Annotated in this window: 26 protein-coding genes and 5 pseudogenes; 12 read left to right on the forward strand and 19 right to left on the reverse strand. The window is 62.1% G+C overall.

All coding sequences use genetic code 11. The annotated features are described in order from the left end of the window. From AB5975_20545 to purU, 6 genes and pseudogenes are all read right to left on the reverse strand, one after another. Positions 1–2,903: pseudogene (locus AB5975_20545) on the reverse strand (2Fe-2S iron-sulfur cluster-binding protein). Then, positions 2,900–3,205, reverse strand: a complete 306-nt coding sequence (locus AB5975_20550) for a sarcosine oxidase subunit delta (GenBank protein XDR18942.1) — start codon at positions 3,203–3,205, stop codon at positions 2,900–2,902. Before AB5975_20550 ends, AB5975_20545 begins: the two are co-directional and overlap by 4 nt. Before the next feature lie 12 nt (positions 3,206–3,217). After that, entirely contained in the window at positions 3,218–3,874 is a 657-nt protein-coding gene (locus tag AB5975_20555; protein ID XDR18943.1) for an FAD-dependent oxidoreductase, read from the reverse strand. Next, positions 3,856–4,458, reverse strand: coding sequence for an FAD-dependent oxidoreductase (locus AB5975_20560; GenBank protein ID XDR18944.1), 603 nt, complete (start codon positions 4,456–4,458; stop codon positions 3,856–3,858). Before AB5975_20560 ends, AB5975_20555 begins: the two co-directional genes overlap by 19 nt. Further along, complete coding sequence (folD, locus tag AB5975_20565) at positions 4,440–5,351, reverse strand: bifunctional methylenetetrahydrofolate dehydrogenase/methenyltetrahydrofolate cyclohydrolase FolD (protein ID XDR18945.1); 912 nt, start codon at positions 5,349–5,351, stop codon at positions 4,440–4,442. Before folD ends, AB5975_20560 begins: the two co-directional genes overlap by 19 nt. Continuing rightward, complete coding sequence (gene purU, locus AB5975_20570; GenBank protein XDR18946.1) at positions 5,348–6,214, reverse strand: formyltetrahydrofolate deformylase; 867 nt, start codon at positions 6,212–6,214, stop codon at positions 5,348–5,350. Before purU ends, folD begins: the two co-directional genes overlap by 4 nt. A gap of 210 nt (positions 6,215–6,424) precedes the next feature. Between purU and AB5975_20575 the strand changes: the two genes are divergently transcribed. The 5 genes from AB5975_20575 (at position 6,425) to AB5975_20595 (ending at position 9,585) form a co-directional block, all read left to right on the forward strand. Continuing rightward, on the forward strand, positions 6,425–6,826 hold the full coding sequence (locus AB5975_20575) for a hypothetical protein (GenBank protein XDR18947.1): 402 nt from the start codon (positions 6,425–6,427) through the stop codon (positions 6,824–6,826). A gap of 133 nt (positions 6,827–6,959) precedes the next feature. Further along, complete coding sequence (locus tag AB5975_20580; protein XDR18948.1) at positions 6,960–7,181, forward strand: MbtH family protein; 222 nt, start codon at positions 6,960–6,962, stop codon at positions 7,179–7,181. After that, positions 7,178–7,897 carry a thioesterase II family protein gene (locus tag AB5975_20585; protein ID XDR18949.1) on the forward strand — a complete coding sequence of 240 codons (720 nt, stop codon included), beginning with the start codon at positions 7,178–7,180 and terminating at the stop codon, positions 7,895–7,897. The genes AB5975_20580 and AB5975_20585 overlap by 4 nt, the downstream gene beginning before the upstream one ends. Positions 7,898–7,954: 57 nt before the next feature. Further along, positions 7,955–8,506, forward strand: a complete 552-nt coding sequence (locus AB5975_20590; protein ID XDR18950.1) for a hydrolase — start codon at positions 7,955–7,957, stop codon at positions 8,504–8,506. A gap of 26 nt (positions 8,507–8,532) precedes the next feature. Beyond that, positions 8,533–9,585, forward strand: a complete 1,053-nt coding sequence (locus AB5975_20595; GenBank protein XDR18951.1) for a DUF1615 domain-containing protein — start codon at positions 8,533–8,535, stop codon at positions 9,583–9,585. A 125-nt stretch (positions 9,586–9,710) separates the two neighbouring features. Here AB5975_20595 and AB5975_20600 read toward each other — a convergent pair whose 3' ends face one another. The 9 genes and pseudogenes from AB5975_20600 to AB5975_20640 all read right to left on the reverse strand — a co-directional run bounded on the left by AB5975_20600 (position 9,711) and on the right by AB5975_20640 (position 17,254). Beyond that, positions 9,711–10,574 (reverse strand): metal ABC transporter substrate-binding protein, encoded by an 864-nt coding sequence (locus AB5975_20600; protein XDR18952.1) that lies wholly within the window; start codon positions 10,572–10,574, stop codon positions 9,711–9,713. Then, positions 10,571–11,470 carry a metal ABC transporter permease gene (locus AB5975_20605; protein ID XDR18953.1) on the reverse strand — a complete coding sequence of 300 codons (900 nt, stop codon included), beginning with the start codon at positions 11,468–11,470 and terminating at the stop codon, positions 10,571–10,573. Before AB5975_20605 ends, AB5975_20600 begins: the two co-directional genes overlap by 4 nt. Beyond that, positions 11,470–12,216 (reverse strand): metal ABC transporter ATP-binding protein, encoded by a 747-nt coding sequence (locus tag AB5975_20610; GenBank protein XDR18954.1) that lies wholly within the window; start codon positions 12,214–12,216, stop codon positions 11,470–11,472. Before AB5975_20610 ends, AB5975_20605 begins: the two co-directional genes overlap by 1 nt. Next, positions 12,213–13,114: pseudogene (locus AB5975_20615) on the reverse strand (metal ABC transporter substrate-binding protein). The gene AB5975_20610 and the pseudogene AB5975_20615 overlap by 4 nt, the downstream one beginning before the upstream one ends. Positions 13,115–13,130: 16 nt before the next feature. After that, the gene (locus AB5975_20620) at positions 13,131–13,700 is read right to left on the reverse strand and encodes a DUF6162 family protein (protein XDR18955.1); all 570 of its coding nucleotides are present in this window, start codon (positions 13,698–13,700) and stop codon (positions 13,131–13,133) included. Continuing rightward, positions 13,697–14,017, reverse strand: a complete 321-nt coding sequence (locus tag AB5975_20625; GenBank protein ID XDR18956.1) for a hypothetical protein — start codon at positions 14,015–14,017, stop codon at positions 13,697–13,699. The genes AB5975_20620 and AB5975_20625 overlap by 4 nt, the downstream gene beginning before the upstream one ends. After that, complete coding sequence (locus tag AB5975_20630) at positions 14,014–14,553, reverse strand: thiamine pyrophosphate-binding protein (GenBank protein ID XDR18957.1); 540 nt, start codon at positions 14,551–14,553, stop codon at positions 14,014–14,016. The genes AB5975_20625 and AB5975_20630 overlap by 4 nt, the downstream gene beginning before the upstream one ends. Then, on the reverse strand, positions 14,553–15,743 hold the full coding sequence (locus AB5975_20635; protein ID XDR18958.1) for a PepSY-associated TM helix domain-containing protein: 1,191 nt from the start codon (positions 15,741–15,743) through the stop codon (positions 14,553–14,555). Before AB5975_20635 ends, AB5975_20630 begins: the two co-directional genes overlap by 1 nt. Before the next feature lie 176 nt (positions 15,744–15,919). Continuing rightward, the gene (locus AB5975_20640; GenBank protein XDR18959.1) at positions 15,920–17,254 is read right to left on the reverse strand and encodes a lysine N(6)-hydroxylase/L-ornithine N(5)-oxygenase family protein; all 1,335 of its coding nucleotides are present in this window, start codon (positions 17,252–17,254) and stop codon (positions 15,920–15,922) included. Between the two features lie 172 nt (positions 17,255–17,426). Here AB5975_20640 and AB5975_20645 point away from each other — a divergent pair, with 172 nt between their 5' ends. Further along, positions 17,427–17,873, forward strand: a complete 447-nt coding sequence (locus AB5975_20645) for a hypothetical protein (protein ID XDR18960.1) — start codon at positions 17,427–17,429, stop codon at positions 17,871–17,873. A 90-nt stretch (positions 17,874–17,963) separates the two neighbouring features. On the opposite strand, the gene pbpG is transcribed toward AB5975_20645, so the two are convergent. Next, positions 17,964–18,890 (reverse strand): D-alanyl-D-alanine endopeptidase, encoded by a 927-nt coding sequence (pbpG, locus tag AB5975_20650; GenBank protein ID XDR18961.1) that lies wholly within the window; start codon positions 18,888–18,890, stop codon positions 17,964–17,966. Positions 18,891–19,415: 525 nt separating this feature from the next. On the opposite strand from pbpG, the pseudogene AB5975_20655 reads away from it, so the two are divergent. The 5 genes and pseudogenes from AB5975_20655 (at position 19,416) to AB5975_20675 (ending at position 23,338) form a co-directional block, all read left to right on the forward strand. After that, positions 19,416–19,631 (forward strand): annotated as a pseudogene (locus AB5975_20655) (transcriptional regulator CynR). Between the two features lie 242 nt (positions 19,632–19,873). Continuing rightward, entirely contained in the window at positions 19,874–20,578 is a 705-nt protein-coding gene (locus AB5975_20660) for an SDR family oxidoreductase (GenBank protein XDR18962.1), read from the forward strand. A gap of 53 nt (positions 20,579–20,631) precedes the next feature. Beyond that, positions 20,632–21,186, forward strand: a complete 555-nt coding sequence (locus AB5975_20665; GenBank protein ID XDR18963.1) for a pyridoxamine 5'-phosphate oxidase family protein — start codon at positions 20,632–20,634, stop codon at positions 21,184–21,186. A 16-nt stretch (positions 21,187–21,202) separates the two neighbouring features. After that, the gene (locus AB5975_20670) at positions 21,203–21,595 is read left to right on the forward strand and encodes a Rid family detoxifying hydrolase (protein ID XDR18964.1); all 393 of its coding nucleotides are present in this window, start codon (positions 21,203–21,205) and stop codon (positions 21,593–21,595) included. Between the two features lie 99 nt (positions 21,596–21,694). Then, the gene (locus AB5975_20675) at positions 21,695–23,338 is read left to right on the forward strand and encodes an acetolactate synthase large subunit (GenBank protein ID XDR18965.1); all 1,644 of its coding nucleotides are present in this window, start codon (positions 21,695–21,697) and stop codon (positions 23,336–23,338) included. Between the two features lie 389 nt (positions 23,339–23,727). Here AB5975_20675 and AB5975_20680 read toward each other — a convergent pair. Together AB5975_20680 and AB5975_20685 are read right to left on the reverse strand one after the other, a co-directional pair. Next, positions 23,728–23,963, reverse strand: a pseudogene (locus tag AB5975_20680) (hypothetical protein). Positions 23,964–24,153: 190 nt separating this feature from the next. Beyond that, positions 24,154–24,828 (reverse strand): polysaccharide lyase family 7 protein, encoded by a 675-nt coding sequence (locus tag AB5975_20685; GenBank protein ID XDR18966.1) that lies wholly within the window; start codon positions 24,826–24,828, stop codon positions 24,154–24,156. Positions 24,829–25,073: 245 nt separating this feature from the next. On the opposite strand from AB5975_20685, the gene AB5975_20690 reads away from it, so the two are divergent. Next, entirely contained in the window at positions 25,074–25,397 is a 324-nt protein-coding gene (locus AB5975_20690; GenBank protein ID XDR18967.1) for a DUF1654 domain-containing protein, read from the forward strand. A gap of 38 nt (positions 25,398–25,435) precedes the next feature. Here AB5975_20690 and AB5975_20695 read toward each other — a convergent pair. Next, positions 25,436–26,259 (reverse strand): annotated as a pseudogene (locus AB5975_20695) (helix-turn-helix transcriptional regulator). Between the last annotated feature and the right edge of the window lie 110 nt (positions 26,260–26,369).

The following is a 26,369-nucleotide window of genomic DNA, read 5'->3' on the forward strand; positions in this document are numbered from 1 at the left end:
TCAGAGCTCCTGGCGCAGGTTGTCGGGGTCGTGGAACGGCAGCGCTACCACCTTGGCATTGACCATCACGCCACCGTCGGTGCGAATCGGGATGAGCATGCCGGGGCTGGCCTGGTGGGCGCCGGCATAGGCCAGGCCGATGATCTGCCCAGGGTTTGCGAGTACTCGCAGGAGGTGACGTTACCGCTGATGTCCCGGCCGTCCAGCACCAGGTGCCCCTCCAGTGGTCGCGGGCTGCCTTTGGGCAGCGTGAAACCGACCAGCTTGCGCTTGAGCGGCTGTGCTTCGAGGATTTCGATCGAGCGCTTGCCAACGAAGAACGGCTTCTTGCGACCGATGGCCCACTGCATGTCGATTTCCGCCGGGTGCGTCATGCCGTCGGTGTCCTGGCCGATGATCACGTGGCCTTTTTCCAGGCGCAGCAGGCGTTGGGTCTCGACGCCGAAGGGGCGAATGCCCAACCCGGTACCCGCCTGCATCAAGGTATCCCACAGCCGCTCGGCATGGCGCGCTGGTACGTGCACTTCATAGCCCAGCTCACCGACAAAGCCGACTCGCAGGATACGTGCAGCAATGCCTGCCACCTTGCCCTGGCGTACGCCCAGGTAAGGGAAGGCTCCGGCGGCCAGGTCTACGTCATCGCACACCTTGGCCAGCACCTGGCGTGACAGCGGCCCGGCCAGGTTGACGGCGGCCAGGGCAGCGGTGACGTTGGTGATGTCCACGTCCAGGCGCCACTGCGCGTTCCACTTCAGCATCTGTTGGTAGATGCGGTCGACGCCGCTGGTGGTGGCGGTCACGTAGAAGTGCTGCTCGCCCAAGCGTGCGCAGACACCATCGTCGATGACCACGCCGTGCTCGTTGGTCATAAACGCATAGCGGGTGCGGCCAACAGGCAGTTTGGCGAAGCCGAAGGTGTAGAGGCGTTCCAGCAGTTCGGCCGCATCCGGGCCACGCACGTCCAGGCCGCCGAGCGTGGAGACGTCGATCAGGCCGACTTTTTCACGTACATGCCGGGCTTCTTCCTGCATGCAGCGATCGCGTTCCTCCGGCTTGCCATAGTAGGCCGGGCGCTGCCAGATGCCGGCGGGCATCATGTTCGCCCCGGCTTGCAGGTGGCGGCGGTGCATTGGCGTTTGCCGGTACGGGTCGAAGGCGCGGCCGGCAATGTGTGCCAGCTTTTCTGCCTGGAACGGTGGGCGGGCAGTGGTCACGCCGGTCTCGCTGATGCTGCGGCCGGTGGCATGGGCCACCAGGCGCGCGGTGGGCAGTGCCGAGTGGCGGCCCTGGGATGGGCCCATGCCGACCGTGGAGAAGCGTTTGACCAGTTGCACATCGCGGTAGCCGCTGCGGGTGGCGTTGACGATGTCGCGCACCTGCAGGTCTTCGTCGAAATCGACGAAATCCTTGCCCTTGGGGTGCGGGAAGATCGGCCAGGGGAAGTTGACCTTGGCCTCGGCGTTGAACAGCGGCTGCACCGGCGCTTGCAGGCCCAGCGCGGCCACGGCTTCGGCCGCCCCACGGGTGGCGTCGGCCAGCACGTTGCCTAGCGCATGGCGGCCGTTCACCGAGCCTGCGATATCCAGTCCGGCTGGCAGGTGGCTGATGGCGAACTCGTCGCGGTTGACGTCATAGGCCAGCTTGCCACCGGCCTGGCACAGCAACTGGTACACCGGCATGTAGCCCGCCGACATGCACAGCAGGTCACAGGCCAGGCGCAGGCCATGCGGGCCAACCTTGCCCTGGCCGGTGATTGGGCGCATGTCCACGCCATTGACATGGCGCATGCCCGCTTCGTGCAGCGCTTCGTACACCGTGCTGCCCAGGTGCACAGGGATATCGCGGCGCTTGAGCTCGGCGGCCAGCGTGGCATCGGCCGGTGCGGCGCGCATGTCGATCACAGCAGCCACAGCCACGCCTTGTTCCTGCAGGTCGAGCGCGGCAAGGTAGCCGTCATCGTGGCCGGTCAGGATCACTGCGCGCTGGCCCGGTTTGACCGCGTACAGTTTCATCAGCCGCTGTGCGGCGCTGGTCAGCATCACACCGGGCAGGTCGTTGTTGCGGAACACCACCGGCTGGTCGAACGAACCGGCCGCCACCAGGCAACGGCCGGCACGCACCTTGTACAGGCGTTTGTGCTGGATCACTGGCAGGTAGTGGTCGGTGAACCAGCCGTTGCAGGTGGCGTCCAGCAGCACCTGGATATTCGGGTGACCCTCTACGGCTGCCAGCAACTCCTGACGCAGGCTGGCGGCACGCGTGCCGGCGATGTCAAAGCGGGCGTAGGTGAGCGAGCCGCCAAGCACGGGCTGTTGCTCGATCAGCAACACCTTGGCCCCGGCATTGGCTGCGTCCAGCGCCGCGCGCAGGCCGGCAGGGCCTGCGCCGATGACGGCGACATCGACAAACAGGTAGGCCTTGTCGTAGTACTGTGGCTTGAAGCCTTGGTCGAGCACGCCCAGGCCGGCCTTTTTGCGAATCAGCGGCTCCCACACCTTCCACATGCCTTTGGGCTTGTAGAACGAGCGGTGATCGAAACCCACCGGCATGAAGCGCGAGCACTTGCCCAGGTAGGCGTCGCGGTCGTGCTCCAGGCTGCCGTTGAAGTTCTGCCCTTCGACCACCTGCCCGTCGCGGGCGGCTTCCAGGTCGGCCAGCACGTTGGGTTCCTCAGGCAGTTGCACCAGGGTGTTGGCATCTTGCCCGGCCATGCTCAGCGGGCCGCGTGGGCGGTGGTATTTGAATGAACGCGACAGCAACCAGCGGCCGCTGCCAAGCAGGGCGCTGGCAATGCTGTCACCGGCAAAGCCCGAACAGGCCTGGCCGTCGAACTGGAAACGCAAGGGGCGTTCGCGGTCGATCAGCAGGCCCATGGGCGCGGGGAGGCGAGTGTGGCTGTTCATCCGGCGATCTCCGGGGTGGCGGCGGGGGTGAAGTCGACGCGGCGGTCGAACAGTGCTTTCGGGTCGAAGGTGCGCAGCACCTGGTCGCTTACCGTGTGGCGCTCGGCCAGAAACCAGTAGCTGGAAGCGTTGTGCAGCCACCACTCGAGCACCACCCCGGCCAGGTTGTCGCTATTGAACACATAGTCGGCCCACTCGGTATCGCTGCAGTTGGCCGGGTCGGGCATGTGCTTGCACTCGCCGCCGTAGGTGAATTCGCTGATGTTGCGCGGGCCGTTCAAGGGGCAGGTCAGGATTTTCATCGTCATGTGCTCCTAGTGGCTGGCCGCAGTGGCGCCCATTTCGTTGACTTGCTGGAAGCGGCTGAAGCGCTCGAGGGCGAAGGGGGCAATCAGCTCGGACACCTTGCCGCCGCTGGCGACCAGCTCGGCCATGGTCTTGCCGCAGATCGGCGTGGCCTTGAACCCCCAGGTGCCCCAGCCAGCATCCAGGTAGTAGTTCTGCACCGGTGACAGGCCCATGATCGGGCTGTAGTCCGGGGTCATATCGGTCATCCCGGCCCACTGGCGCATCAGCTTGGCGTTGGCCATGAACGGGAACATTTCGATGGCGTGGGCCAGCAGGCTTTCCTTGAGGTCGAGGGTGGAGCGGGTGTTGTACAGCGGGTAAGGGTCGGCGCCGCCGCCAAAGACGATTTCGCCTCGGCTGGTCTGCTGCACGTAGCAGTGCAGCGCCGACGAACTTACCAGCGGGTCGAGAAACGGCTTGAAGGGCTGGGTGACCATGGCTTGCAGCGGGTAGGTGTGGATCGGCGCGCGGATGCCGGCCTTTGCCATCAACAGCGAACTGGCACCCGCCACGGCCTGGACCACGCAGCCGCATTGCACCGTACCGCGGTTGGTCTTCACCGCCTCGATGCGGCCATTGCGGATCAGCAAGTCCTGCACTTCGGTCAGTTGGTGGATTTGCACGCCGCGCCTGGCTGCCTGTTTGGCGTAGCCCCAGGCCACCGCGTCGTGGCGCGCGGTGGCGCCGTCGATGTGCCACAGGCCCGCCAGCACCGGCAGGTGGCCGGGTCCAGGTTCAGGCTGGGCACCAGCTCGCGGATCTGTTGGCGATCGATCATTTCGCTACGCCCGCCGAAGTGCTTGTTCACTTCGGCGCGCTGGCGGAAGGCGCGCACGGTGGCGTCGGTGTGCGCCAGGGTAAGCTGGCCGCGCTCGGAATACATGATGTTGAAGTCGAACTCGTTCGACAGGTTCCGGAACATGCGCACCGATTCTGCGTAGAAGCGCACACCTTCGCTGGTGAGGTAGTTGGAGCGGATCACGGCGGTGTTGCGCGCGGTGTTGCCGCCCCCCAGGTAGGCTTTTTCCAGCACGGCGACGTTGGTCACACCGTGGTACTTGGCCAGGTAGTAGGCGATGGCCAGGCCGTGGCCGCCGCCGCCGATGATCACCACGTCATAGCGTGGCTTGAGTTCGCACGGTGGCGGCAGGTCGACCTCCACCGGGTAGTCGGCGCTCAGGCCGTATTTCAGCAGGGCGAAAGGCATGCGGTGCGCTCCTGGTGGACGGCCTGTTGTTGCAGGTCGAGGGCGAGCAGGGTGTTTTTCATCAAGTAGGCGATGGTCATCGGGCCGACGCCGCCGGGGACCGGGGTAATGCCGGCGACCTGGGGCAGGGCAGCGGCGAAATCGACATCACCGACCAGGTGGTTTTGGCCGTCTTCATCGATGCGGTTGATGCCGACGTCGATCACCACCGCACCGGGTTTGAGGCAATCGGCACCGATCAGCCGTGGCTTGCCCACTGCGGCAACCAGGATGTCGGCCTGGCGGCACAACGCGGGCAGGTCGCGGCTGCGTGAATGCACCACAGTCACCGTGCAGTCGGCCTGCAACAGCAGGGCAGCCATGGGCTTGCCGACGATGTTCGAGCGGCCGACCACTACCGCATGTTTGCCACGCAGCTCGCCACAGGCGTCGCGCAGCAGGCGCATGCAGCCGCTGGGGGTGCACGGGGTCAGCACATCGCGGCCCTGGGCCAGGCCACCGACGTTCTCGCTGTGGAAGCCGTCCACGTCCTTGAGCGGGTTGATGGCCTGCAATACGCAATGCTCGTCGATGTGCGCGGGCAACGGCAGTTGCACGAGGATGCCGTTCACCTCGGGGTCGCGGTTCAGGCGGTCGATCAAGGTCAGCAGGTGGGCCTGGGTGGTGTCGGCGGGCAGGCGATGTTCCTGCGAGCGGATGCCCACCTCTTCGGCGCGCAGCACTTTATTGCGCACGTACACCTGGCTGGCGGCATCGGCACCCACCAGCACCACGACCAGGCCCGGTTGCACGCCGCCCTGGCGCAGTTCCTGCACCTGCTCGCGTACCTCGGCCAGCACACGCGCGGCGGTGGCCTTGCCGTCGATCAGCTTGAGGCTGGTAAGTGCGTTCATTTGAAGATCACCGTGCGGTCGTGGTTAAGGAATACCCGGTGTTCAAGGTGGTATTTCACCGCGCGGGACAGGGCGATGGTCTCGGTGTCGCGGCCGATGGCCACCAGAGCGTCCGGGGCATAGGCGTGGTCCACGCGTTGCACTTCCTGCTCGATGATCGGCCCTTCGTCCAGGTCGCGGGTCACGTAGTGGGCGGTGGCACCGATCAGTTTTACCCCGCGCTGATAGGCCTGGTGGTAGGGCTTGGCGCCTTTGAAACCGGGCAGGAACGAGTGATGGATGTTGATCGCCCGGCCCGACAGCTGGCGGCACAGGTCATCGGAGAGGATTTGCATGTAGCGCGCCAGCACCACCAGTTCGGTGCCGGTGTCCTCGACGATACGCAGCAGTGCGGCTTCCTGTTCGGCCTTGGTGTCCTTGGTGACCGGCAGGTAAACGAAGCGAATGCCCTGGCGCTCGGCCATGGGGCGCAGGTCCAGGTGATTGGAGACCACGGCGGTGATCTGCATGTCCAGTTCGCCCTTGGCATGCCGGTACAACAGGTCGGACAGGCAGTGGTCGAACTTGCTCACCATCAGCAGCACACGCATCGGCCGGGCGCTGCTGTGCAGGCTCCATTGCATGTCGAAGCGCTGGGCCACGTCGGTAAAGCCAGCCTCCAGCTGTGGTGTGTCGCCGCTGACACCGGTGTTGAAGCGGAACACCGCGCGCATGAAGAAGCGCCCATTGTCCTCGTCGTCGAACTGCGCCATCTCGCTGATGTAGCAACCGTGCTCGGCCAGGTAAGTGGTCACCGCAGCGACGATGCCGGACACGGCCGGGCAACTGACGCGCAGGATGAAGTGATCGGGAGCGGGATGCATGTCGGATAGGCCTCGTGATGGAGTGGGGCAGGTCGGGCACAAGGGCAAAAGAAGATTCGCGACGGTGCGAAAAATGTTTCTTGTTAGGAATATAAATTTCCTTTTGGAGATTTATAGGTGATATGAGGGGTGATGGTCTAGAGGTTTGTGAAATTATTTATCCTGACAGGAAAGTTTTTTTAGAGGCCTTTGCCGGGCTATGCTTGCTCCATGACCACACCACCGCCTCTACGCCAACCTTGCCCCCCTGGCGCCTGCGACTGCGGCCGGGAACACTTGGTCGAACACCCGCAGGCCGCCCAACGCATCCTCCTGCTGACCCGCCAGGAAGAAAAGCGCCTGCTCGAACGCCTGGAAAACCTCAAGGACCTCGAAGACCTGCAGCGCCTGCAGCAGCGTCTGTACGACAACCTCGGCATCCGCGTACACATCGCCCCCGGCTTCAACGAAGTGCGCACCATGCGCGGCATCGTCATCGAACTGGATGATCAGCCGGGGCTATGCCGCAAAACCAGGCAGTCGATCCCGGCGGCCATTCGGCGTGGGCTGGAGCGCAACCCGCAGGTCGCCTACCGCCTGCTCGATACCTACGACCTGCTGCGTGACGGTTGAGAGAGGAGTGAGTCATGCACATGGCGGCGCAAACAAACCATAGCGCCTTAATTTTTCCGAAGCCTCCCACGTCTACTTGAAAGCCCCCCTGCGCGAAGCCCGCAGCGGTACTCATCATTCAAGGAGACAGGCAATGACTTCCGTTTTCGACCGCGACGATATCCAGTTCCAGGTAGTGGTCAACCACGAAGAGCAATACTCGATCTGGCCCGACTACAAGGCCATCCCCAACGGCTGGCGTGCGGTGGGCAAGAGCGGCTTGAAGAAGGACTGCCTGGCCTACATCGATGAGGTCTGGACCGATATGCGCCCGCTGAGCTTGCGCCAGAAAATGGCCGAAGCCGCCGCCCAGTGACCACGCTGAACCTGCTGTGCCTGCCGTACTCCGGCGCCAGCGCCATGGTCTACAGCCGCTGGCGGCGCAAGCTGCCAGCGTGGTTGCAAGTGCGCCCGGTAGAGCTGCCTGGGCGAGGCGCGCGCATGGCCGAGGCGCTGCACACCGACATGCAAGCCCTGGCCCGGCAACTGGCCCGCGAACAGCGCCTGGCGGCCAGCGCCCCCTATGCGCTGCTTGGGCACAGCCTGGGCGCGCTGCTGGCCTTCGAGCTGGCCCATGAACTGCAAGCGTTGGGCTGCCCGCCACCCTTGGCGCTGTTCGCTTGCGGCACGGCGGCACCCACGCGGCGTGAGGACTACGACGGCAAGAACTGGCGCGAGCCCAAGAGTGACGCCGAGCTTATCAGCGAGTTGCGCGAGCTTCAGGGTACGCCCGAGGAAGTGCTGGCGAACGCCGAGTTGATGAGCCTGACCTTGCCGACCTTGCGTGCCGACTTTCTGTTGTGCGGCACCTACGCCTACCGCCAGCGGCCGGCGTTGCAGTGCCCACTGCATGTGCTGGGTGGCGTGGATGACCGGGCCAGCGACGAGCAACTGCAGGCCTGGCGCAAGGAAACCCACGGCAAGTTCTCGCTGCAGATGTTCCCAGGTGGGCACTTCTTCATCCATGAGCATGAAGACCGCGTGCTCGACGCGCTGACCGCGTCGTTGCAGCCGCTTCGGCTGTCCGCCTGATTGACGTCACCGCTTGCCTGGGGGAGGCTAGGGCTTTTCCCAGGCAAGGGGCAGACAATGCTGATCGATCCACTCAAGGCCACGCTGCTGGTCGTCGACATCCAGGAAAAACTCATCGGCGCCATGAGCGACCCCGAAGGCACTCGGGCGCGGGCCCGCTGGTTGCTGGCCGCGACTGCCGAGCTGGAACTGCCGACGGTGATTTCCGAGCAGTACCCCAAGGGCCTGGGCCATACCCTGGCGCAATTGCTGGCCGCAGCACCGGCCGCCGAGGTGGTGGAGAAAAGCCACTTTTCCTGCGTGGCCGCGCAGTGTCTGCCAGCCAGCCTGATGGCGCGTGAGCAGGTGATCGTCTGTGGCATGGAAACTCACGTCTGCGTGCTGCAGACCGTGCTCGGCCTGCTGGGGTTGGGCAAGCAGGTGTTCGTGGTCGAAGATGCCTGCGACAGCCGAACCTCGGCCAGCAAGGCGGCAGGCCTGGCTCGCATGCGTGCCGCCGGGGCGCAAGTGGTGACCCGTGAGATGGTGCTGTTCGAACTGCTGGGCAGCGCCAGCCATCCGCTGTTCCGCCACATCAGCAAAACCTACCTGGTCGGTGAACAGCCCTGAACGGTCGGGCACTGGCTGTGGGGGTGATGGCCCTGGCGCTGCTGCAAGGCTGCGCCGGGCGTCGTGAAGAAGCGCCAGAAGCGGACCCGGCCAAGGTCCGCGCACAGCTGCTGCGATTGCTGCCTGCCCAGGCCAAGGATCGCGAGGGTTGGGCCCAGGATATTCAAGTGGCCTTTGCAGCGCAGCGCATAGCCCCCAGCAAAAGCAACCTGTGCGCAGTGCTGGCGGTAACCGAGCAGGAATCGACCTTCACGGCCGATCCGCAGGTGCCCAACCTGGGGCGTATCGCCCGCGAGGAAATCGACCGCCGCGCTGCACGCCTGCACATTCCCAAACTGTTGGTCGACGGTGCGCTGAAGGCGCCTTCGGGTAACGGCCAGAGCTACCAGCAGCGTTTGCAGGCAGTGCGCAGCGAGAAGCAGTTGAGCGAACTGTACGACGAGGTCATTGCCCGCGTGCCGTTGGGCAAAACCCTGTTGGACGGGCTGAACCCGGTGCACACCGGCGGGCCGATGCAGGTCAGCATCGACTTTGCCGAAAAGCATGCAACGGATTACCCCTACAGCCATGGCGGTACGATTCGCCAGGAAGTGTTCACCCGGCGCGGCGGCATGTACTTCGGTATTGCCCACCTGTTGGGCTACCCGGCCAACTACGAGCGCCAGCTTTATCGCTTTGCCGATTTCAACGCGGGCTGGTACGCCAGCCGCAATGCGGCGTTCCAGGCGGCGTTGAGCAGAGTAACGGGTGCGCCGCTGGCCCTGGACGGTGACTTGATCGCGCCGGGCTCGATCATGCCAGGCACTACTGAGCTCGTGGCGCGCAAGCTTGGGGTGAAGCTGGGGTTGCGTAACCCGCAGATTCGCAGCCAGCTGGAGGAGGGCGACAGCTTGGCGTTCGAGGACAGCAAGCTCTACAGTGGGGTGTTTGCCCTGGCGGATGCCAAGACTGGCAAGCCGGTGCCACGGGCGGTGTTGCCGGGGATTGAACTGAAGAGCCCCAAGATCACTCGCAAGCTGACTACCGCGTGGTTCGCAGGGCGGGTGGATGAGCGTTACCAGCGGTGCATGAAGCGGTAGCAGTGCGTTGCCTGTAACGGCCTCTTCGCGGCTGAAGCCGCCCCCACAGGAATGTGGCCGGACCCTAAGGTTGCGCGGTCCCTGTAGGAGCGGCTTTAGCCGCGAAGAGGCCAGCACAGGCGACATCAGCTTTCGCCCAATGCCCCAACCACCTGCTCCACGCTAGCCTTCAGCCCTGCAAACGCATCCTCAGGGTCACTCTCAACCACCACCAGCTTAGCCCCGGCCGCCTCGATCACCTCTGCCACCGCGGGGTCTGGCTGCCGGTGGTCCAGCACCAGTGCCACATCCTGCGCTTTCAGGTTTTCACCTAGCGCTTTGAGCGCGGCAGCATCCCACTCGGCTGGCAGCGGCTGCTCCACCACGTCCAGATTCAACCCGCTGGCCAGGTAGCCCAATCGCTCGGACAGGCTCACCACCGTCAGGTTGTCGACCTTGGCCAGACGCGTCTGGCTGCTGGCCGATAGCTCCAGCAACTGGCGCTTGAGCCCCGCCAGGTTGCCCTGGATCTTCGTCTTTTCGTCCGGTGCCAGCCGCTCCAGGTCATTGGCTACTACATCGGCCATGCGCCCGAGGTTGGTCGGGTTGAGCCAGGGGTAGGCGCCATAGGCATCGTCACCCGTGACCGCAATACCTGGCAGCGCGCCGTCCACCGGCCGCGCAGCATCGATCTCGACAATACGGATGTTGCTGCGCCGGGCCATCGGGTACAGCGGGTCGTCACGCCAGATCGAGCGCACGCCGATCACCGCATCCGCTTGCTGTGCGGCTTTGTGCAGGCTGGCGCCACCACGCCCGCTGAAGTATGACGGCTGGCGACTGGCCGGCAGGTTGGCCGGTGCTGCCTGCTTGAGCTGTACCGAGGTGCCGCCGAGCAGGGCACTGGCCAGGCTGTGAGTGACGGGCAGGGTCGTCAGCACTTGCGTGGCGAAAGACAGCGATGGCAGGCCGGCCAGGGCTAGTGCCAGGGTCAGGCGTTTGAAGTTCATGCCGGGTTTCCTTGCAGGCGGGGAACGAGGGCGCGGGCCAGGGCGGCCAGGGCGAAACAGAGACCGGCGACCAGAATGATCGCGGCACCTGACGGCACCGGCAGGTCGAACACGATCGGCAACAGGATGCCGAACAGGGTGCTGATGGTGGCAATCAGCACCGACAGGAAGAAAAAGCCCTTGAGCGACTGGCTGACCAGGCGAGCGGCGGCGGCAGGAATCACCAACAGCGCACCGACCAGGATGGCACCGATCACTTTCACTGCGGCCACGGTTACCAAGGTCACCAGCACCACGAACAGATAGTCCAGGGTTTTCACCGCCACCCCACGCACAGCCGCCAGTTGTGGGTTGAAGCTGGCCAGCATGATGCGGTTGTACAGCGGCAAGGCCAAGGCCAGTACCAGCACTGCGACGATGCCCAGTACCACCAGGTCCTGGCCACTGACGGTCAGTACCGAGCCGAACAGCACGTTTTCGAGGATATGCACGTTGATCTTGCCTGCCAGCATCAACAGCAAGCTGGCGCCCAGCGCCAGCGACACCGACAGGAACACGCCAATCAACGTGTCTGGCGACAGCCCGGTGCGGTTGCGCAGGAAGTTGAGCAGGATGCCGAACAGCAGGCAGTAGCCGAACAGACTGCCGTAAGGGCCGGTGTAGGGCTCGCCCAGCAGGATACCGATGGCCACGCCGGTCAGCGCGGCATGGCCGACCGCTTCGGAGAAGAAGGCAAAGCGCTTGACCACCACCAGGGTGCCCAGGCCGCCCAGCACCGGGCCTATCATCAGGCCGGCCAGCAGGGCGTTGACCACGAAACCGTAGGCCAGCGCCTCGGGCAGGTAGCCGGCAGTGGCCCAGTCCTGGACCGTTTGGCGAAAGAATTCAAAACTCATCAGGCAAGGCTCTCGCTACGCGGGTGAACGGAGAACAGGCCGAGCAGGCGCTCTGGGGTCAGGGCCTGGGCGGGTGGGGCGTCGAACAGTACCTGGCGGCTCAGGCCAGTCACTCGGTCGGCCAGGCGCAGCACAGCTTCCAGGTCATGCTCGATCCACAACACGGTTGTGCCAGCCTGGCGCCAGCCATGCAGCAACTGTTCGAACACCTGGATACCCGCTTCATCGAGCGCCGACATGGGTTCGTCCAGCACCAGCAACTGCGGCTCGGGGATCAGGCCCTGGGCCAGCAGCACGCGCTGGCGCTCACCACCCGACAACGCCCCCATGCGCCGCTTGCGTTTGTCGAGCATGCCGACCCGCGCCAGGGCCGCGTCGATAGCCGGTTGCACACGCCGCGACAGGCCGAGGAAGGCCGGGCGGCGCTGGCACATGGCGGCCATGAAGTCGTCCACGGTCATCGGCAGGCCACGGTCGAACTCCAGTGCCTGCGGCACATAACCAATCACCTCACGCTCGTTCGGCCAATGCAGGGTCAGTTGTCCCTGATGCGGCATCTGCCCCAGCAGGGTCTTGATCAGCGAGCTCTTGCCGCCGCCATTGGGGCCGACGATGGCGTGCACGCTGCCTGCGGCAACGCTGAAGCTGACCTGTTCGAGGATACGGGTGCGGCCCAGGGTCAGGTCGATACCGGCGAACTCGATACGTGGCCCGCAGGCTGCCAGCAGGTTGGCGGCTGCGGTCATGCGCGGTTCTCCTGAATGGCACGGACCACGGTGTCGAGGTTGCGCTTCATCTCCACCTCGTATTTGTCCTTGGTGTATTCGCCATAGGAGATATGGGTCAACGGATACAGGCGCACGCCGGACTCACGCTGAATGGTTTCGACATAGGCCGACGGGAAGTCCATTTCCGAGAAGATCACCCGCACGTCCAGTGCCTTGAGCTGGTCGATGGTCTTTTTCAGCTGCGCCGGGCTGGGCTCGATGCCATGGGCCGGTTCGACCACTGCGGTCACTTCCAGGCCGAAATCACGCACGAGGTAGTCGTAGGCAGCATGGATGGTCGCCACGCGGAACGTGGCGCTGGGGCTTCGGTGACCTTGGCCAGGGCCTCGGCCCGCAGGGCGCGCAGGCGCTTGGCATAGGCGCGGGCGTTTTGCGTGTACAGCTTGGCGTTGTCCGGGTCGAGCTTGCCCAGTTCGCGGGCAATGTTGTTGACCTGGGCGATGGTGGTGCTGATGGACAGGAACGTGTGCGGGTTGACCACCTTGCCAGCGCCGCGCGCGGCAATGCCGGTGGCCGCCAGCAACGGTACGTTCTGGTTGGCTTCGATGGTCGTGATGCCGGGCTTTTCACTGGCGGCGATCATGCGGTCGGCGAAGTCGTCGTGGCCGACGCCATTGAGCACCACCACGTCCAGCGTACCGATGCGTTTGATGTCCTCGGCCCGTGGCTCGTAGGCGTGGGGGTTGAAGCCTGCTGGAATCAACGGCACCACTTCGGCTTTGTCGCCGACGATGTTGCTCACGTAGCTGTAGTAGGGGTGCAGGGTGATGCCGATGCGCAGCGGCTTGCCGTTATCGGCCAGGGCCAGTGACGGCAGGGCAAAGGCCAGGAGCAGGGCGAGGGCGGAGCGGAGCATGGGGGAGTCCTTGGGTTCAGTGACGGTGTTCGCGGGTAACCCCGGCGTCGTAATGGCTGACGACCTGCTGCCAACCGGCGGCGATCAGGGTGGCCTGGCCGAGGTCGTCCGGGATCACGGCGGCGCTGTCGCGGCGCAGCCAGACATCGGCCTGGCCGGTGCTGTCGGCGGGCAGGATCAGCAGCAGGCTGCCGGCGACCTCGGGGGCCTGGCTGCGGCCCAGGTAGGCGCCGGGCTCCAGCCACGACCATTGGTGGCCGCCGCGGCTCTGGCTGCCGGCATCGACCACGAACGGTGGCAGGCCTTCCTCGGCCAGGGCCTGCACACTGGGTACGACGCCATTTTCTTCACGCAGCAGCTGGATTTCGTCGAAAGCCACGCGCAAGTCGGTGTACAGGCCTTGCTCGGCGGCGGTGAGGTCGCGGCGGGCGTCGATCTGGTGGCTGGCGATGGTCTGTTCGTCCTCGCGCTCACCGCGTAGCAGCACCACGCTGGCGGCGAGCACCACGATCAACAGGCTGGCCAGCAGCACGTACAGGGTTTCGTGCCCGGCGCCGGCCGGGCGAATCACTTGGGCGCGGCTCATGGCTGGGCGATGTCGGCGTAGTCGACTTCCACCACGTGCCCGGGGCCTGCGTCGAATAGCACATAGAACTCACCGTCCGGGCGCTTGAAGGTCAGCGTCGAATCGTCACCAAGCTTGCCGCCGACCAGCACCTGTTCGTCATAGCCGATCACATCCAGGGTCACCCCAGGGGCACCGCTGCCGTCCGAGAAGCCGCCGGTGCACTTGACCTGGCCGCTGGCCAGCGCTTCGCATTCGCACATCGGGTTGTGCGCCAGGGCGGGGCCGGCGGCCAGTACCATGAAGGGCAGGGCGAGGGTGCGCATCAGGTTTTTCATTTCTTGCCTCCTTGTTTCTCGAGCCAGGCCACGGTGGCTGGCGATGCCTTGGCCAGGGGGACTGACGCCTGGTGCATGCTGCCGTCCCAGCCTTCCAGGGTGATCCAGATCTGCGCGTCGGGTTTGGTGCGTGGTGGAATCGGCAGTGAGGTGCCCATGTTGTACGGTGCACCGAAGAAGATGGTGCCGGCGGCGCGCAGGCTGCGAGGCTTGCCGATGCGCAGGTAGGCCGCCTTGACGTCCTTGATGCAGGCCTTGCACAGCGATGCGTTGAACGACTTGAAGAAGCCGGCCGGGCCATCGGCGCGAGGCGCTTCGTCACGCAGTTCGGCCAGGTCGAGGCTGTAGGGGCCGACCTGGATGTCGCTGATCACATTGGCGCCCAGGCCGGCGTCACCGCGAAACAGCTTGGCGTCGGCGAAGTACTTGGGCATGAAGCCCAGCGGAATCAGGATCAGCAGGATATTCAGGTGAAAACGCCACTTCAGCCAAAGCTGCTTCAGCGGGCTGGTGGGCAGGGCTTGGGCCTGGCTCATTAATGGATCTCCACGGTGGTTTCACTGCGCGCCGCACGGGGTGCTCGCTCGCTGCGCTTGAGGGCGGCGGCGGTGGCCTGGGCGGTGCGTTTGGTCCAGATCAGCAGGCCGCTGAGCACCATCAAGGTGAGGACCAGGCCGAAGAAGAACCAGATCAGCTTGATTGGCAGGCCACCGAAATCGCCGGTGTGCAGCGGGCGCATGGATTCGGTGACGAACTCCAGGGCCGAGCGGTCGCTGATTTCGAACTGGCTGTCGACAATGCTTGTATACGGGTTCACCGACGCACTCTGGAACATCAACGGGTACCAGCCTGGCCCAGACAGGGTGACGTGGCTGTAGGCGGTGGCGGGCAGCGAGACGGAGTTGATCTCCAGCCCCGGGATCGCCAGGCCGGCAATGCGCGCAGCTTCATCCAGGTTGATGCGCGGGGCAGGGCTGCCATCTGGCGTTTGCGGCACGTCCTCACGGGCGATCACCGGCACGATGGGCCGGCTGGAAATGGTGATGTGGTTGTCGAACAGTATCGCCTGGATCAGGAACCAGGTGCCGGTGATGGAAATCACCGCAATGAACCAGATCGACCACACCCCGGCCAGGCGGTGCAAGTCACCCCAAAAAATCCGCGAGCCATGGCCGGTGCGCACGGGTTTGAAAAAGCCCTTCCAGAACTTTTTGTACACAACCAGGCCGGTGACCAGCGAGGCCAGCATCGGCAGGCCGAGCAGCGACACCAGGTACCAGCCCCAGCTGAAACCATTGGTGAACGGCACCAGCCACCAGCCGTGCAGGGCCCGGGTGAAGGCTTCGAAGTTGAAGTCAGGGGTCTTGCCCTGGATGGCGCCGGTGTAGGGGTTTACGTACAGCGTCGGGCTGGTGCCGTCTGGCAGGGTGACATTGGCCTTTACCGCGAAGTGCGAGCCATCGGGTTGGCTGAGCCGGTCCACGACCATATCCGGCTCGGCCTTGTGCAAGGCTTCCAGCACCTGCTGGAAGCTCATGCGTTGCACGTCCGCGTCTGGCTTGTTGGCGCGCACGGCCGAGTCGGCCAGCCAGACGATTTCCTGGCTGACCACGGCAAGCATGCCGGTGAAGCAGACGATCAGGACAAAGAACCAGATCGGCAAGGCAAGCCAGCTGTGGACCAGGAACCACAGCCTGGATTTGGATTTTTTCGGTGATTTGGCCATCAGACGGTCTTCTGCAATGGGTGGTCGAGCGTGTGCCCAACCAAAGAGGGCTGTACTGATAAGGACGAATGAGAATTGAAAACCTGCCTTTTAAAATGAAAGCAAATGTTTCAAAAGACGAAGGCCGGACGGCGCACGCGGCGTCAGTCCGGCCTTGAAGGCTTGTTGCAGAGGGCTCAGGCGCGGGTCAGGGCTACCGCCGCTTGCGGCTTGCCGTGCAGCTGCGCCAGGTCCTGGTACAGCGCCCGGCCAATTTCCGCAGCGCGGGCCGGCAGCACTGAAAGCAGCGTGTCACTCAGGCCGTGGCTGTTTTCGCAGAAGCCCTGCAAGTAAACAGAGGCCTGCAGGTCGGGGCTGGCCAGTACACGGTAGTTGCGGTCGACGCTGAAGTCCTCCAGATAACCGGCCAGTGGCGCCAGCAGGTCACGGTGCGAGCGGCGCTCGTAACCGGTGGCGAGGATCACGGCATCGTAGCGGTGGGTTTGCTGCTGGCCGGTGGCAAGGTCGCGCAAGGTCAGTTCCAGGCCTTCGCGGGTGGCCACCACCGCTTCCACCTGGCGCCGGCATAGCACGTTGTGGCGGTGCTGGTGGGCGACCTTCTGACGGTAAAGGATGCCGTAGATGCGCTCGATCAGGTTGAGGTCGACCACCGAGTAGTTGGTGTTGTGGTACTCGCCCAGCAATTTGCTGCGCTGGTCGGCCGGTTCGTTGTAGACCAGGTCGGTGTAGTCCGGTGAGAAGATCTCGTTGACGAACGGGCTGTCGTCGGCGGGTTTGAGGGCCGACCCGCGCAGGATCATGTCGACCTTGACCGACGGGTAGCTGTCATTGAGATCGATGAACGCCTCAGCGGCGCTCTGGCCTGAGCCGATCACGGCGATGCGCATGGGTTTACCGTCGGTGCACGGCAGCTTGTTCAGGCTGCTCAGGTACTGGGAGTGGTGGAACACCCGTGGGTCGTCCTTGAAGGCGCCGAACTTTTCCGGGATTTTCGGCGTGCCGCCGCTGCCGACCACCACCGAGCGGGTGCGGCGGCTGTATTCGCGGCCTTGCGCGTCACGTGAAACCAGGCGCAGGTGCTCGACCCGGCCGGCATTCAATTCCGGTTCGATGCGCAACACTTCCTGGCCATACACCGCCTGGGTAGCGAAATGCTCGGCGGCCCAGCGCAGGTAGTTGTTGTACTCCAGGCGGCAGGGGTAGAAGGTGCCGAGGTTGATGAAGTCGGCCAGGCGCTGCTTCTGATGCAGGTAGTTGACGAAGCTGTAGGGGCTGGTGGGGTTGCGCAGTGACACCAGGTCTTTCAGGAACGAGATCTGCAGCTCGCTCTGGGTGGCCAGGGTTTCGCCGTGCCAGCGGTAGTCTTGTTGCTTGTCGATGAACAGTGCGTCGAGGGCATGGCCCTGAGACTCGGCGAGTTCTTCCAGGGCGATGGCCAAGGCCAGGTTGGAAGGGCCGAAGCCCACGCCGATCAGATCTTTGATGGTTTCCTGCTGTGAGGGCTGGCTCATGGCTGCGATTCCCTGAATGGTCGATATGGACGCCCGCCGGGGCTCCGGCTCCTGCGCAAGTACATGAGTTGGAACGAGCCAGGCGGGGGGAATTTAAGCGGGCTCAAGAACTGCATGAGGCGGCCGATAGGGTGGTTACGGCAAGGACCGATCTTTTTGGCAAGGAATCGACATGAGCGGAATAACGGCAAGCAACCTGATGATCAACGGCGTTTCAGCGCAGACGCTGAGCGCCAACGCAGCGACTGAACGCGAACAGGCAAAACAGGCCGGTGAGGCACTGGGGCCACTGAGCATCAGCAGTGACAGCATGAAAGTTTCAGCGGGTAGCCAGGCGCAATCCACCGACACTGAAGACAGTGGCGAGTCGCAGGCCGTGACCGAGCTGCGTCAGCTGATCAAGGATCTGCAGAAACAACTGGCTGAAGAGCAGAAGCAATTGGCTGCGCTGCAGAACAGCAAGATGGACGAGGCCGCCAAGGCGGCTGCGGTGGGCGCCAAGCAGGCGAGCATTGCCACCATCAATGGGCAGATCATGGCAGCCACGGCGCAATTGCTGGAGCTGTTGCAGCAAGAGGGTGGCAGCAGTGCCGGCGGGATGGTCAGCGCCACGGCCTGATCATCCCGCCGGCATGCGCAGTCCCAGTAGGAGCGGCCATGTGTCGCGATGGGCCGCGCCGTCAGACACGCGCGTAGTAGCAGGTAGTGGTTATTCGGTCACCAAGCGGCCCTTGCTCTGCCGGTCCGCCTTGTACTGCATGGCCACTGCTGGCGCCGGCTTGGCGGCACCGGTTTCCAGCCACTGACGCATGCGGCTGGCATCGGCGAAGTGGGTGTACTTGCCGAAGGCATCGAGAATGACCATGGCCACCGGGCGATTGTCCATGCGGGTCAGCAACACCAGGCAATGCCCGGCCTCGTTGGTGAAGCCGGTCTTGGTCAGCTTGATGTCCCAGTTGCTCTTGTTCACCAGGTGGTCGGTGTTACGGAAGCCCAGGGTGTAGTTGGGCTTGCGGAAGGCCACGGTCTTTTCGCGGGTGGTCGACAGCTCGCTCAGCATCGGGTACTTGCGCGAGGCCATCAGCAGCTTGGCCAGGTCGCGTGCGGTGGACACGTTCTGCGTCGACAGGCCAGTCGGCTCAACATAGCGGGTGTGTGCCATACCCAGGCTGCGGGCCTTGGCATTCATGGCCTTGATGAACGCCGGGTAGCCGCCGGGGTAGGCGTTGGCCAGGCTGTTGGCCGCACGGTTTTCCGACGACATCAGGGTAATCAGCAAGGTTTCGCGGCGGTCGAGCTGGCTGCCCAGGCGCACGCGCGAATACACGCCTTTCATTTCCGGGTTGTTGGCGATGGTCATGGTGAGCATTTCATCCATGGGCAGCTTGGCATCCAGCACCACCATCGCTGTCATCAGCTTGGTTACCGAGGCGATCGGCACCACGCGGTCGGCGTGGCTCGAATACAATTCCTGGTTGCTGTTCAGGTCGATCAGCAGGGCACTGCCTGAAGCCAGGTGCAGCTTGGACGGGTCTCGTTGAGCCTGGACCGGGGGTTGTGCAGCAGCAGTCGACGGAAGGGTCGCGGTACCTGTGAGCAACAGCAGCAGGCTGAGGATGGACAGGGATGTTTTCACGTTGAGGCTCACTAAAAGTTGGTATGTCGTTGGCTGTGCAAGGGTTTTCCCCCTAAAACCGATGCATTCTGGAGTATGGCTGAATTGCTGTCGAATGCCTTATGACTAAAGGGCGCAAAGTGAACGATATTTAATCCTGTACCAATTTTTAACCAATCACGTACTTTTCCAGATTCGCAAATCGGCCCAGTCGTCAGCGGAATTGTTTCTTGGTGGTATGCTCGCCGCTTACCAAACAGGGAGAGTGGTAATGAGGTTGCGGGAGAGACATAAGGCTTTGCAAGAGTGGCTCACGCCAAGGCGCCGTCGGCGCACCGGGATAGCGCTGATCGTAGCCTGGATCGCTGCGACGATAGTGTGGCCAAGCAGCAACTGGGCTTGGGTAGGTGGCCCTGGTATGTACCTGCTTTTCAGCGCTTGGCCGGCTGAGTTGCACGACAAAGCGTTGATGCGCTGGCAGCGCGGATCTAAGTAGCGGCGCTGTAGTGCTACGGTCGCTATCACGCCGCCCTCGATCCAAACGGCCGGACCACGCTCTCGACCTTGTTGCCGGCCACCATCGCCCTGGCTCACGAGCAGTTGGTCGCTATCGAGCCGGACCAGCAGCGCTTGCAACGCACTGCTGTTCTGATGCAACGAAAAGGGGCTTACCAAACGGCTGCAGCGAGGGCCTTTGTCGAACTGGCGATAAAAGTGGCCAAGCACCTTGAGGCGCCAGGCTGCTCCACTCAGATGGCGTAGCAGCCCGTCATTTGAATTTTCGGGTAGCCGCCGACGAGCTAGGACAATGCCTATTTTCTGGCCTGGCCACGAAACGCTCACCCGCAGGCGGCCCTCGATATCGTTCGAATTTGGCTGCTTGAACAAACAAGACTATAGATTATCTACTGGCATGAAGAAGGGTTGCTGTCTCTCTGAGCGGTGCTGAGCGGTGCTAGTCTCATTTCACCAACAACCCGTCCACGCCTCACTCAGGAGGATGTATGTCAGTAGAAAAAGTAGCAATAGTCACTGCCGGTGGTAGCGGCATGGGAGCGGCGGCAGCACGTAGATTGGCTGCCGATGGCTTCAAGGTCGGTATTCTCTCTTCATCTGGCAAGGGCGAGGCCCTGGCGCAGGAATTAGGCGGCATTGGCGTAACCGGCAGTAACCAGTCAAATGAAGATCTGCAGCGCCTCGTCGACGCAGTCATTCATAAATGGGGCCGTATCGATGTGTTGGTCAACAGCGCCGGCCATGGTCCGCGGGCACCGATCCTTGAGATCAGCGACGAAGACTGGCACCAGGGTATGGAGACATACCTGCTCAACGTAATTCGTCCTGTGAGGCTGGTGACCCCGTACATGCAGCGCCAGAACGGTGGTGCAATCATCAACATTTCCACTGCATGGGTGTTCGAGCCAAGCGAACTCTTCCCTACCTCGGCAGTTTTCCGTGCCGGTTTGGCGTCGTTCAGCAAAATCTATGCTGACAAGTACGCCGCTGACAACATTCGCATTAATAACGTGCTGCCTGGTTGGATCGACAGCCTCCCAGCTACCGAACAGCGTCGAGAAGGTGTGCCGCTCAAGCGCTATGGCACCAGTGAGGAAATTGCCGCCACTATCGCCTTCCTCGCAAGCGAAGGGGCAGCCTACATTACCGGCCAGAACATCAAGGTCGACGGCGGCGTTACCCGCAGCGTCTGAATGCCTCCGGGCCGCACGCAGTACGCGGCCCTTTTTCATTTTGGGCGATTGTCATGCTTGATCTGATATTGGCTAAGGTATGGTCAGATTTATCCATACCTGTTGGCGGTATTCCAAATCCATTTCGTTTGATGCAACTGGCTACCGTCAACACTGAAGGGCAACCTAAAGTAAGCACTGTTGTCTTGCGACATGCGGATGCGTCTACGAAGTCGATCATCTTTTATGTGGACAAGCGCTCGGCGAAACTTGCAGAGATACTGGCCGAACCTAGAGTCGGCATGACCTCCGTCGACCCGTCTGGCAAGCGTCAACTTCGGGTTGAAGGCCTAGGTGAACTGTTGTCGGATGTGTCGCTCCTTGCCAGGCACTGGGAGCAGGCACGAGGACGAACTCAAGCGCTCTTTCGCCATGGACGCATACCCGGTGAGGCTATTTCTTCACCTTCAACAGCTTATGAAACGCACATGGATGGTTTCAAGAATTTCACTTTACTGGCTGTCCACCTACGACAAATAGAGTGGCTCGATCTTACCCAGGATATCCACCAACGGGCACGCTTCATTTTGCAAGGCGACCATTGGCAGGCGGGTTGGATCGCTCCCTAAGGCAGGATCATTTTTAATGAGCAGAATCGCTATCCACAGTGACCAGGCGCCGAAAGCTATTGGCCCGTATTCGCAAGCAGTCCACATGGGTGAGTTGGTGTTCTTGACAGGGCAAATCGCGCTTCACCCTGAAAAGATGGAATTGGCCCAAGGCATTGAAGCCCAAACCATTCAGGTATTCGAGAACCTCCAGTCAGTAGCACAAGCCGCAGGCGGTAGTTTTTCTGACGTAGGAAAGCTCACTATTTACCTCACGGAACTCTCGCACTTTGGTGTCGTGAACGAAATAATGGGCCGTTACTTTGAAGCGCCTTACCCAGCACGAGCTACCGTGGGTGTATCGGCGCTCGCGTTGAATGCTTTGGTTGCTATTGACGCCACCTTAGTGCTTCCTCGAAAAACAGCATAATCCGCAAGTTTCCTCTTTATCATAAAACTCATTCAGCACCGGGCAGATGTTTCGTCACCTGCTCGCGTGGCTCACTCTCGATAGTGGCAGGGCAAATAGATGGCCAAGGCAGCTGATCTCGTTGTGCAATGTTTGGAAAGTGAAGGTGTTGAGTACGTGTTCGGCATTCCTGGTGAGGAAAACCTCGACCTGCTCGAATCCCTGCGCAAGTCGAAGATCAAGCTGGTACTGACCCGTCACGAGCAGTCTGCAGGTTTCATGGCTGCCACCTACGGCCGCCTGACCGGCAAGACCGGCGTCAGCCTGTCGACCCTCGGCCCTGGCGCCACCAACCTGGTCACCGCCAGCGCCTATGCCTACCTGGGCGGCATGCCGATGATGATGATCACCGGGCAGAAGCCGATCAAGAAGTCCAAGCAGGGCCGCTTCCAGATCATTGACGTGTGCGGCATGATGGACCCCATCACCAAGTACACCCACCAGTTCGCCTCGGCCGACAACATCCCGTCGCGCATGCGCGAAGCCTTCCGCCTGGCCGAAGAAGAAAAGCCGGGGGCGGTACACCTGGAGCTGCCGGAAGACATCGCGGCCGAGCAGACCGATGCGTTACCGATCCCTCAGAGCCTCCACCGTCGACCGTTAGCCGAGCACAAGGCAATCGAAGCGGCGGTTGAGAGGCTGCACAGAGCCCGCAACCCTATCTTGGTGATCGGTGCCGGTGCGAACCGCAAGATGACTGCCAAAGTCCTCAAGCAACTGATCGACGAGACTCGAATCCCGTTCATCACAACCCAATTGGGCAAAGGTGTGGTCGACGAGCGCCATCCCTGCTTCCTCGGTAATGCTGCGCTTTCGTCCGGTGACTTTGTACACCGTGCAATCGAAGCCGCCGACCTGATCATCAACATCGGCCACGACGTGATCGAGAAGCCGCCGTTCTTCATGGTTCGCGGCGGCACCGAGGTCATCCACATCAACTTCCGTGCCGCCGAAGTCGATGCCGTGTACTTCCCGCAGGTTGAAGTGATCGGCGACATTGCCAACGCCGTGTGGCAGATCAGCGAAGCGCTGAACGACACGTCGCACTGGGACTTCACCCGCCTGATGGCCATTCGTGAAGCCAACGAAGCACAGATCGCCGAAGGCGCCGACGATAACCGCTTCCCGGTCTACCCGCAGCGCCTGGTGGCCGACATCCGTCGTGTACTGCCGTCCGAAGGCATCGTTGCCCTGGACAACGGCATCTACAAGATCTGGTTCGCCCGTAACTACAAGGCGCACAAACCCAACACCGTGCTGCTGGACAACGCCCTGGCGACCATGGGCGCGGGCTTGCCATCGGCGATGGCCGCGCACCTGGTGCACCCGGACCGCCCGGTGATTTCGGTGTGCGGTGACGGCGGCTTCATGATGAACAGCCAGGAGCTGGAAACGGCGGTACGTCTGGGCATGCACATCACCGTGGTGATCCTGCGTGACGACGGCTACGGCATGATCCGCTGGAAGCAGGCCAACATGGGCTTCACCGATTTCGGCCTGGACTACGGCAACCCGGACTTCGTCAAATACGCCGAAGCTTATGGCGCCAATGGGTATCGCGTAGAAAGTGCCGACTCGTTGATTCCGCTGCTTGACCACTGTGTCTCCAACCCAGGGGTGCACGTGATTGATTGTCCGGTCGACTACAGCGATAACGACCGTATATTGAACATTGATCTGCGCGAGCGCAGCGCGGCGGTGTGAAGCCGTCTTGTTCTAGCTGATCGCCGATTCAGCGTGGTGGCGAAGCGTCTGGCTGACAAACAAAGGCAAGGTTATGCTTCGCCACCCACAGATAAGGAGAGCGAGAATGGGCAGAGGGCTGGAAAGGATTCGAGCGTGGCTTACACCACGGAGGCGGTTCTGGTCAGGCATGGCCCTGTTCACAGTGACTGTTATCGTGCCGGTTGTCAGCCCAGGAACGAGCGTCAGTTGGCTCATCGGACCTGCTGCCGTACTCATCGTTGGTAGCTTGATGACGGTGCCGAACGGCAAACAATGAAGTACCGGGCCCGCAGAGGCGCGTGGGGCTGTTTTGCGAGCCCCTGACTGAATGGCCGACCGGCGCGGCCATGTTCCAGGCTGCAGGCGTATCAATCTGTACGCAGTATCGGGAACAGTTCTAGCGGATTGCGTGATTCGCTGTTCATCAGGTCGCACGCAGCCGCAGCTTGTGACTTGTTTATAAAGCCGTGCTTGAGCCGTTGTTTTTCCTGGTTGTCGTAGAGGTCGAAGCGCCCGAAGTGGTCGCGGCGTAGAACCGGTTGCCGATGCGGAAGGACTCGCCTTCCACCGGCACAGCAGGAACGATAACGAATCTTGGTTGCATGTCACGCGCCTCCCCAGGCAGATATCTAATTATTAGTCTGAGAGCGGGAAGGCAACAATATGACTCATCGAGACTAATCAATGGCGTGGCGTGTCACGGCTATCCGCCATGAACTGAGGGATGGCTGGCATCCCGATGCAACCCGTGTGATGGGGGAGGCGCATCGGAATGTCTTGCCGGCGCTCGGCGCTCAGCGATGGATGAGCGAGAGCTCGCTGATGATGCAGATCGAGCCTTCGTCGGCGGGCGTTGCAGCGGTGTAGTCGACCTGGTTGTAGACCCCGCCGTGGAACTCGAACAGGCGTGAAGCCCAGGTACTGTCGAGCTGCAAATCGCCCGATGTGCCGGATACCCCATTGCATTTGGCTGTCACATTGACCACGCCGTCAGCCGTGGTGTGGATGCTGATATTGAACTTCTCCCCTAGCGGCACCCCCTTCAAAACCGTTGAGTTCACAGGGTCTGTCTGGTTGTAGGTGCGTCGAAAGCCCAGGGTGATGTTGCCCTTGTTCCAGAACACTTTCACCGGCGGGCTGTCATCCCCACGCACGTGCATCTGGGCGATGACCACCTTCTGCGCCGCGTTTACCTTGGTCAGCGTCATTGTCTGGCGATTCCAGTGATCCTGGGCGCTGGCCAGCGTCCAGTCTTCCGTTTCTGTCCACTCGCAGCGGGTCCTGTGAGTGCTTTTGCTCGAAGCCCCTTTGGTGGGGGCTGAAAACTGGATCGAACCATCGCTGAGCACCTTCACGATGCTCGGGAAGCGGGCAATTGCTTCGGCGCCGTTGACTTCCAGGGCAACCGGATTGGTTGAGGAAACCGCTATCGGGGTGGCAATGGTGAGCTTGCTGATGTCTACGGCCATGGGGCTGCTCCTTAGAAAAAGCTGGGGTTGAATGGTGGAGTGATCTGGCGACCGGGAAGTGGTTGCCGACGCCAAAGTTAGCCATAAGCTAAATATCAGTCAATAGCTTTTGGCTAAATAAATTTCGCTTGAAGAATAATTACCCGCGGGCGAAATTTTTCCGCAATGGGGCTTTACGCTGGATTTGGCAGTGAGATAAGCTTTCCTTTAATACTGTACAAACATACAGCCTTCAGGATGGGAATATGTCCAAGCACATGAAGTCAGAGCCCCAGCTGCGCCAGGAGATGACCGGAATAGAGCGGCTTAGCCTGCGGGTGTCGTCAATGATCAACCACCCGCTTGCGCAGACTCAGCGCTGGGTTGTGGTGCATCGCCTGGATACTGACGGTGACAGGGAGTGGGAGGAGGTAATGGGCCTGCTGTCGGAAACACCCGAACTGGACCTGACCTTCAACGATGACGAGAGTGTGACAGTGCGCTGGGAGCGCAGCAGCGTGGAAGAGCGTGACGATTTCTTGGTTGAGCAGGACAGCGAGCAGCAGGTCGAGGAGGCGGCACCTTTCTGAGCATCAGAAAAAGCCCGCCGTGGAGGGCGGGCTTCGCTTTACACAAGGTGGGCATTCCACACCAGTAGCACCCTGGCCTGTATGTAAGTCTCTTCCTGGCGAATCATGCGGTCTTTGTGTCGCGAGTTGTCGGAGATCATCTCGAAATGCTCCTCATCCGCGATTTGCAGCCGCTTGATGTAGATGTGGTCGCCCCAGGAGAAGAAATAGATGCCATCGCCAACGAACTCGCGGATGCTGACATCGACGATCAGCGGGTCGCGGTGCTTGATGGTTGGCTCCATCGACTGGCCCCAGCCCGTTACCATTTTCAGATGGTGGTGCTCACTGAACGCTACGCCCAGTTCGCGCAGGTGGCTGGGGCTGACGCGAATGTCCTTGAACATCTCGGGGTAATCGTGGGGGATCTGGCCGCCACCCATGGCTGCCCGCACGTCGTAATGGGCAATCCACACTTCATCACCGACCAGGCCAGGGCGAACCCGCTCAGTCTTCACCAGTGGGGTATCTGCTGGCTCTTGCGCAGCGGCCAGCAACCGTTGCCGGGTTTCTTCGGGGATACCTTTACCGCTTCTTGCCAGCATCTGCTTGACCAGGTCGGCTGCAGAAAGCTTGCTGTCAGCCACCTCGACGCCAACTTGCGTGTGCTCGCCTGGCGTCACCGCATCGAACCAACCCCGTGGCAAACCTTCGATGCCCTCGATGCGACGGGCCACGTCATCACCCAGGTTCTTCGCGGTCTTGTCGGAAAGGATCTGGCTCAGATGGGCAGGCGCCATCCCCAGCGCTCTGCGCAGGATCCTTTCCTCTGGCTACCGATCAGCTTGATCAGGTTGAGCTTGCGAATTTCGTAAATATCCATGGGGTGAAGCATGCCAGTGTTTAGCTGGCTGCTAAATATGCGCATGGCTAAATTGGCCCTTGTGGCAATGTTAGCTGTAGGCTAAATTAAATGGGCGAACAAGGAAAGCC

Source organism: Pseudomonas putida (genome assembly GCA_041071465.1).
Lineage (GTDB): Bacteria > Pseudomonadota > Gammaproteobacteria > Pseudomonadales > Pseudomonadaceae > Aquipseudomonas > Aquipseudomonas putida_P.

Coding starts and splice junctions, on each gene's coding strand:
- AB5975_20595 (XDR18951.1), top strand. CDS start 8,533: ATGGCCCTGGCGCTGCTGCAAGGCTGCGCCGGGCGTCGTGAAGAAGCG.
- AB5975_20640 (XDR18959.1), bottom strand. CDS start 17,254: ATGAGCCAGCCCTCACAGCAGGAAACCATCAAAGATCTGATCGGCGTG.
- AB5975_20605 (XDR18953.1), bottom strand. CDS start 11,470: ATGAGTTTTGAATTCTTTCGCCAAACGGTCCAGGACTGGGCCACTGCC.
- AB5975_20610 (XDR18954.1), bottom strand. CDS start 12,216: ATGACCGCAGCCGCCAACCTGCTGGCAGCCTGCGGGCCACGTATCGAG.
- AB5975_20600 (XDR18952.1), bottom strand. CDS start 10,574: ATGAACTTCAAACGCCTGACCCTGGCACTAGCCCTGGCCGGCCTGCCA.
- AB5975_20550 (XDR18942.1), bottom strand. CDS start 3,205: ATGAAAATCCTGACCTGCCCCTTGAACGGCCCGCGCAACATCAGCGAA.
- purU (XDR18946.1), bottom strand. CDS start 6,214: ATGCATCCCGCTCCCGATCACTTCATCCTGCGCGTCAGTTGCCCGGCC.
- AB5975_20690 (XDR18967.1), top strand. CDS start 25,074: ATGTCCAAGCACATGAAGTCAGAGCCCCAGCTGCGCCAGGAGATGACC.
- AB5975_20560 (XDR18944.1), bottom strand. CDS start 4,458: ATGCCTTTCGCCCTGCTGAAATACGGCCTGAGCGCCGACTACCCGGTG.
- AB5975_20665 (XDR18963.1), top strand. CDS start 20,632: ATGCTTGATCTGATATTGGCTAAGGTATGGTCAGATTTATCCATACCT.
- AB5975_20670 (XDR18964.1), top strand. CDS start 21,203: ATGAGCAGAATCGCTATCCACAGTGACCAGGCGCCGAAAGCTATTGGC.
- AB5975_20630 (XDR18957.1), bottom strand. CDS start 14,553: ATGAGCCAGGCCCAAGCCCTGCCCACCAGCCCGCTGAAGCAGCTTTGG.
- AB5975_20635 (XDR18958.1), bottom strand. CDS start 15,743: ATGGCCAAATCACCGAAAAAATCCAAATCCAGGCTGTGGTTCCTGGTC.
- folD (XDR18945.1), bottom strand. CDS start 5,351: ATGAACGCACTTACCAGCCTCAAGCTGATCGACGGCAAGGCCACCGCC.
- AB5975_20685 (XDR18966.1), bottom strand. CDS start 24,828: ATGGCCGTAGACATCAGCAAGCTCACCATTGCCACCCCGATAGCGGTT.
- AB5975_20575 (XDR18947.1), top strand. CDS start 6,425: ATGACCACACCACCGCCTCTACGCCAACCTTGCCCCCCTGGCGCCTGC.
- AB5975_20620 (XDR18955.1), bottom strand. CDS start 13,700: ATGAGCCGCGCCCAAGTGATTCGCCCGGCCGGCGCCGGGCACGAAACC.
- AB5975_20660 (XDR18962.1), top strand. CDS start 19,874: ATGTCAGTAGAAAAAGTAGCAATAGTCACTGCCGGTGGTAGCGGCATG.
- AB5975_20625 (XDR18956.1), bottom strand. CDS start 14,017: ATGAAAAACCTGATGCGCACCCTCGCCCTGCCCTTCATGGTACTGGCC.
- AB5975_20675 (XDR18965.1), top strand. CDS start 21,695: ATGGCCAAGGCAGCTGATCTCGTTGTGCAATGTTTGGAAAGTGAAGGT.
- AB5975_20645 (XDR18960.1), top strand. CDS start 17,427: ATGAGCGGAATAACGGCAAGCAACCTGATGATCAACGGCGTTTCAGCG.
- AB5975_20580 (XDR18948.1), top strand. CDS start 6,960: ATGACTTCCGTTTTCGACCGCGACGATATCCAGTTCCAGGTAGTGGTC.
- AB5975_20590 (XDR18950.1), top strand. CDS start 7,955: ATGCTGATCGATCCACTCAAGGCCACGCTGCTGGTCGTCGACATCCAG.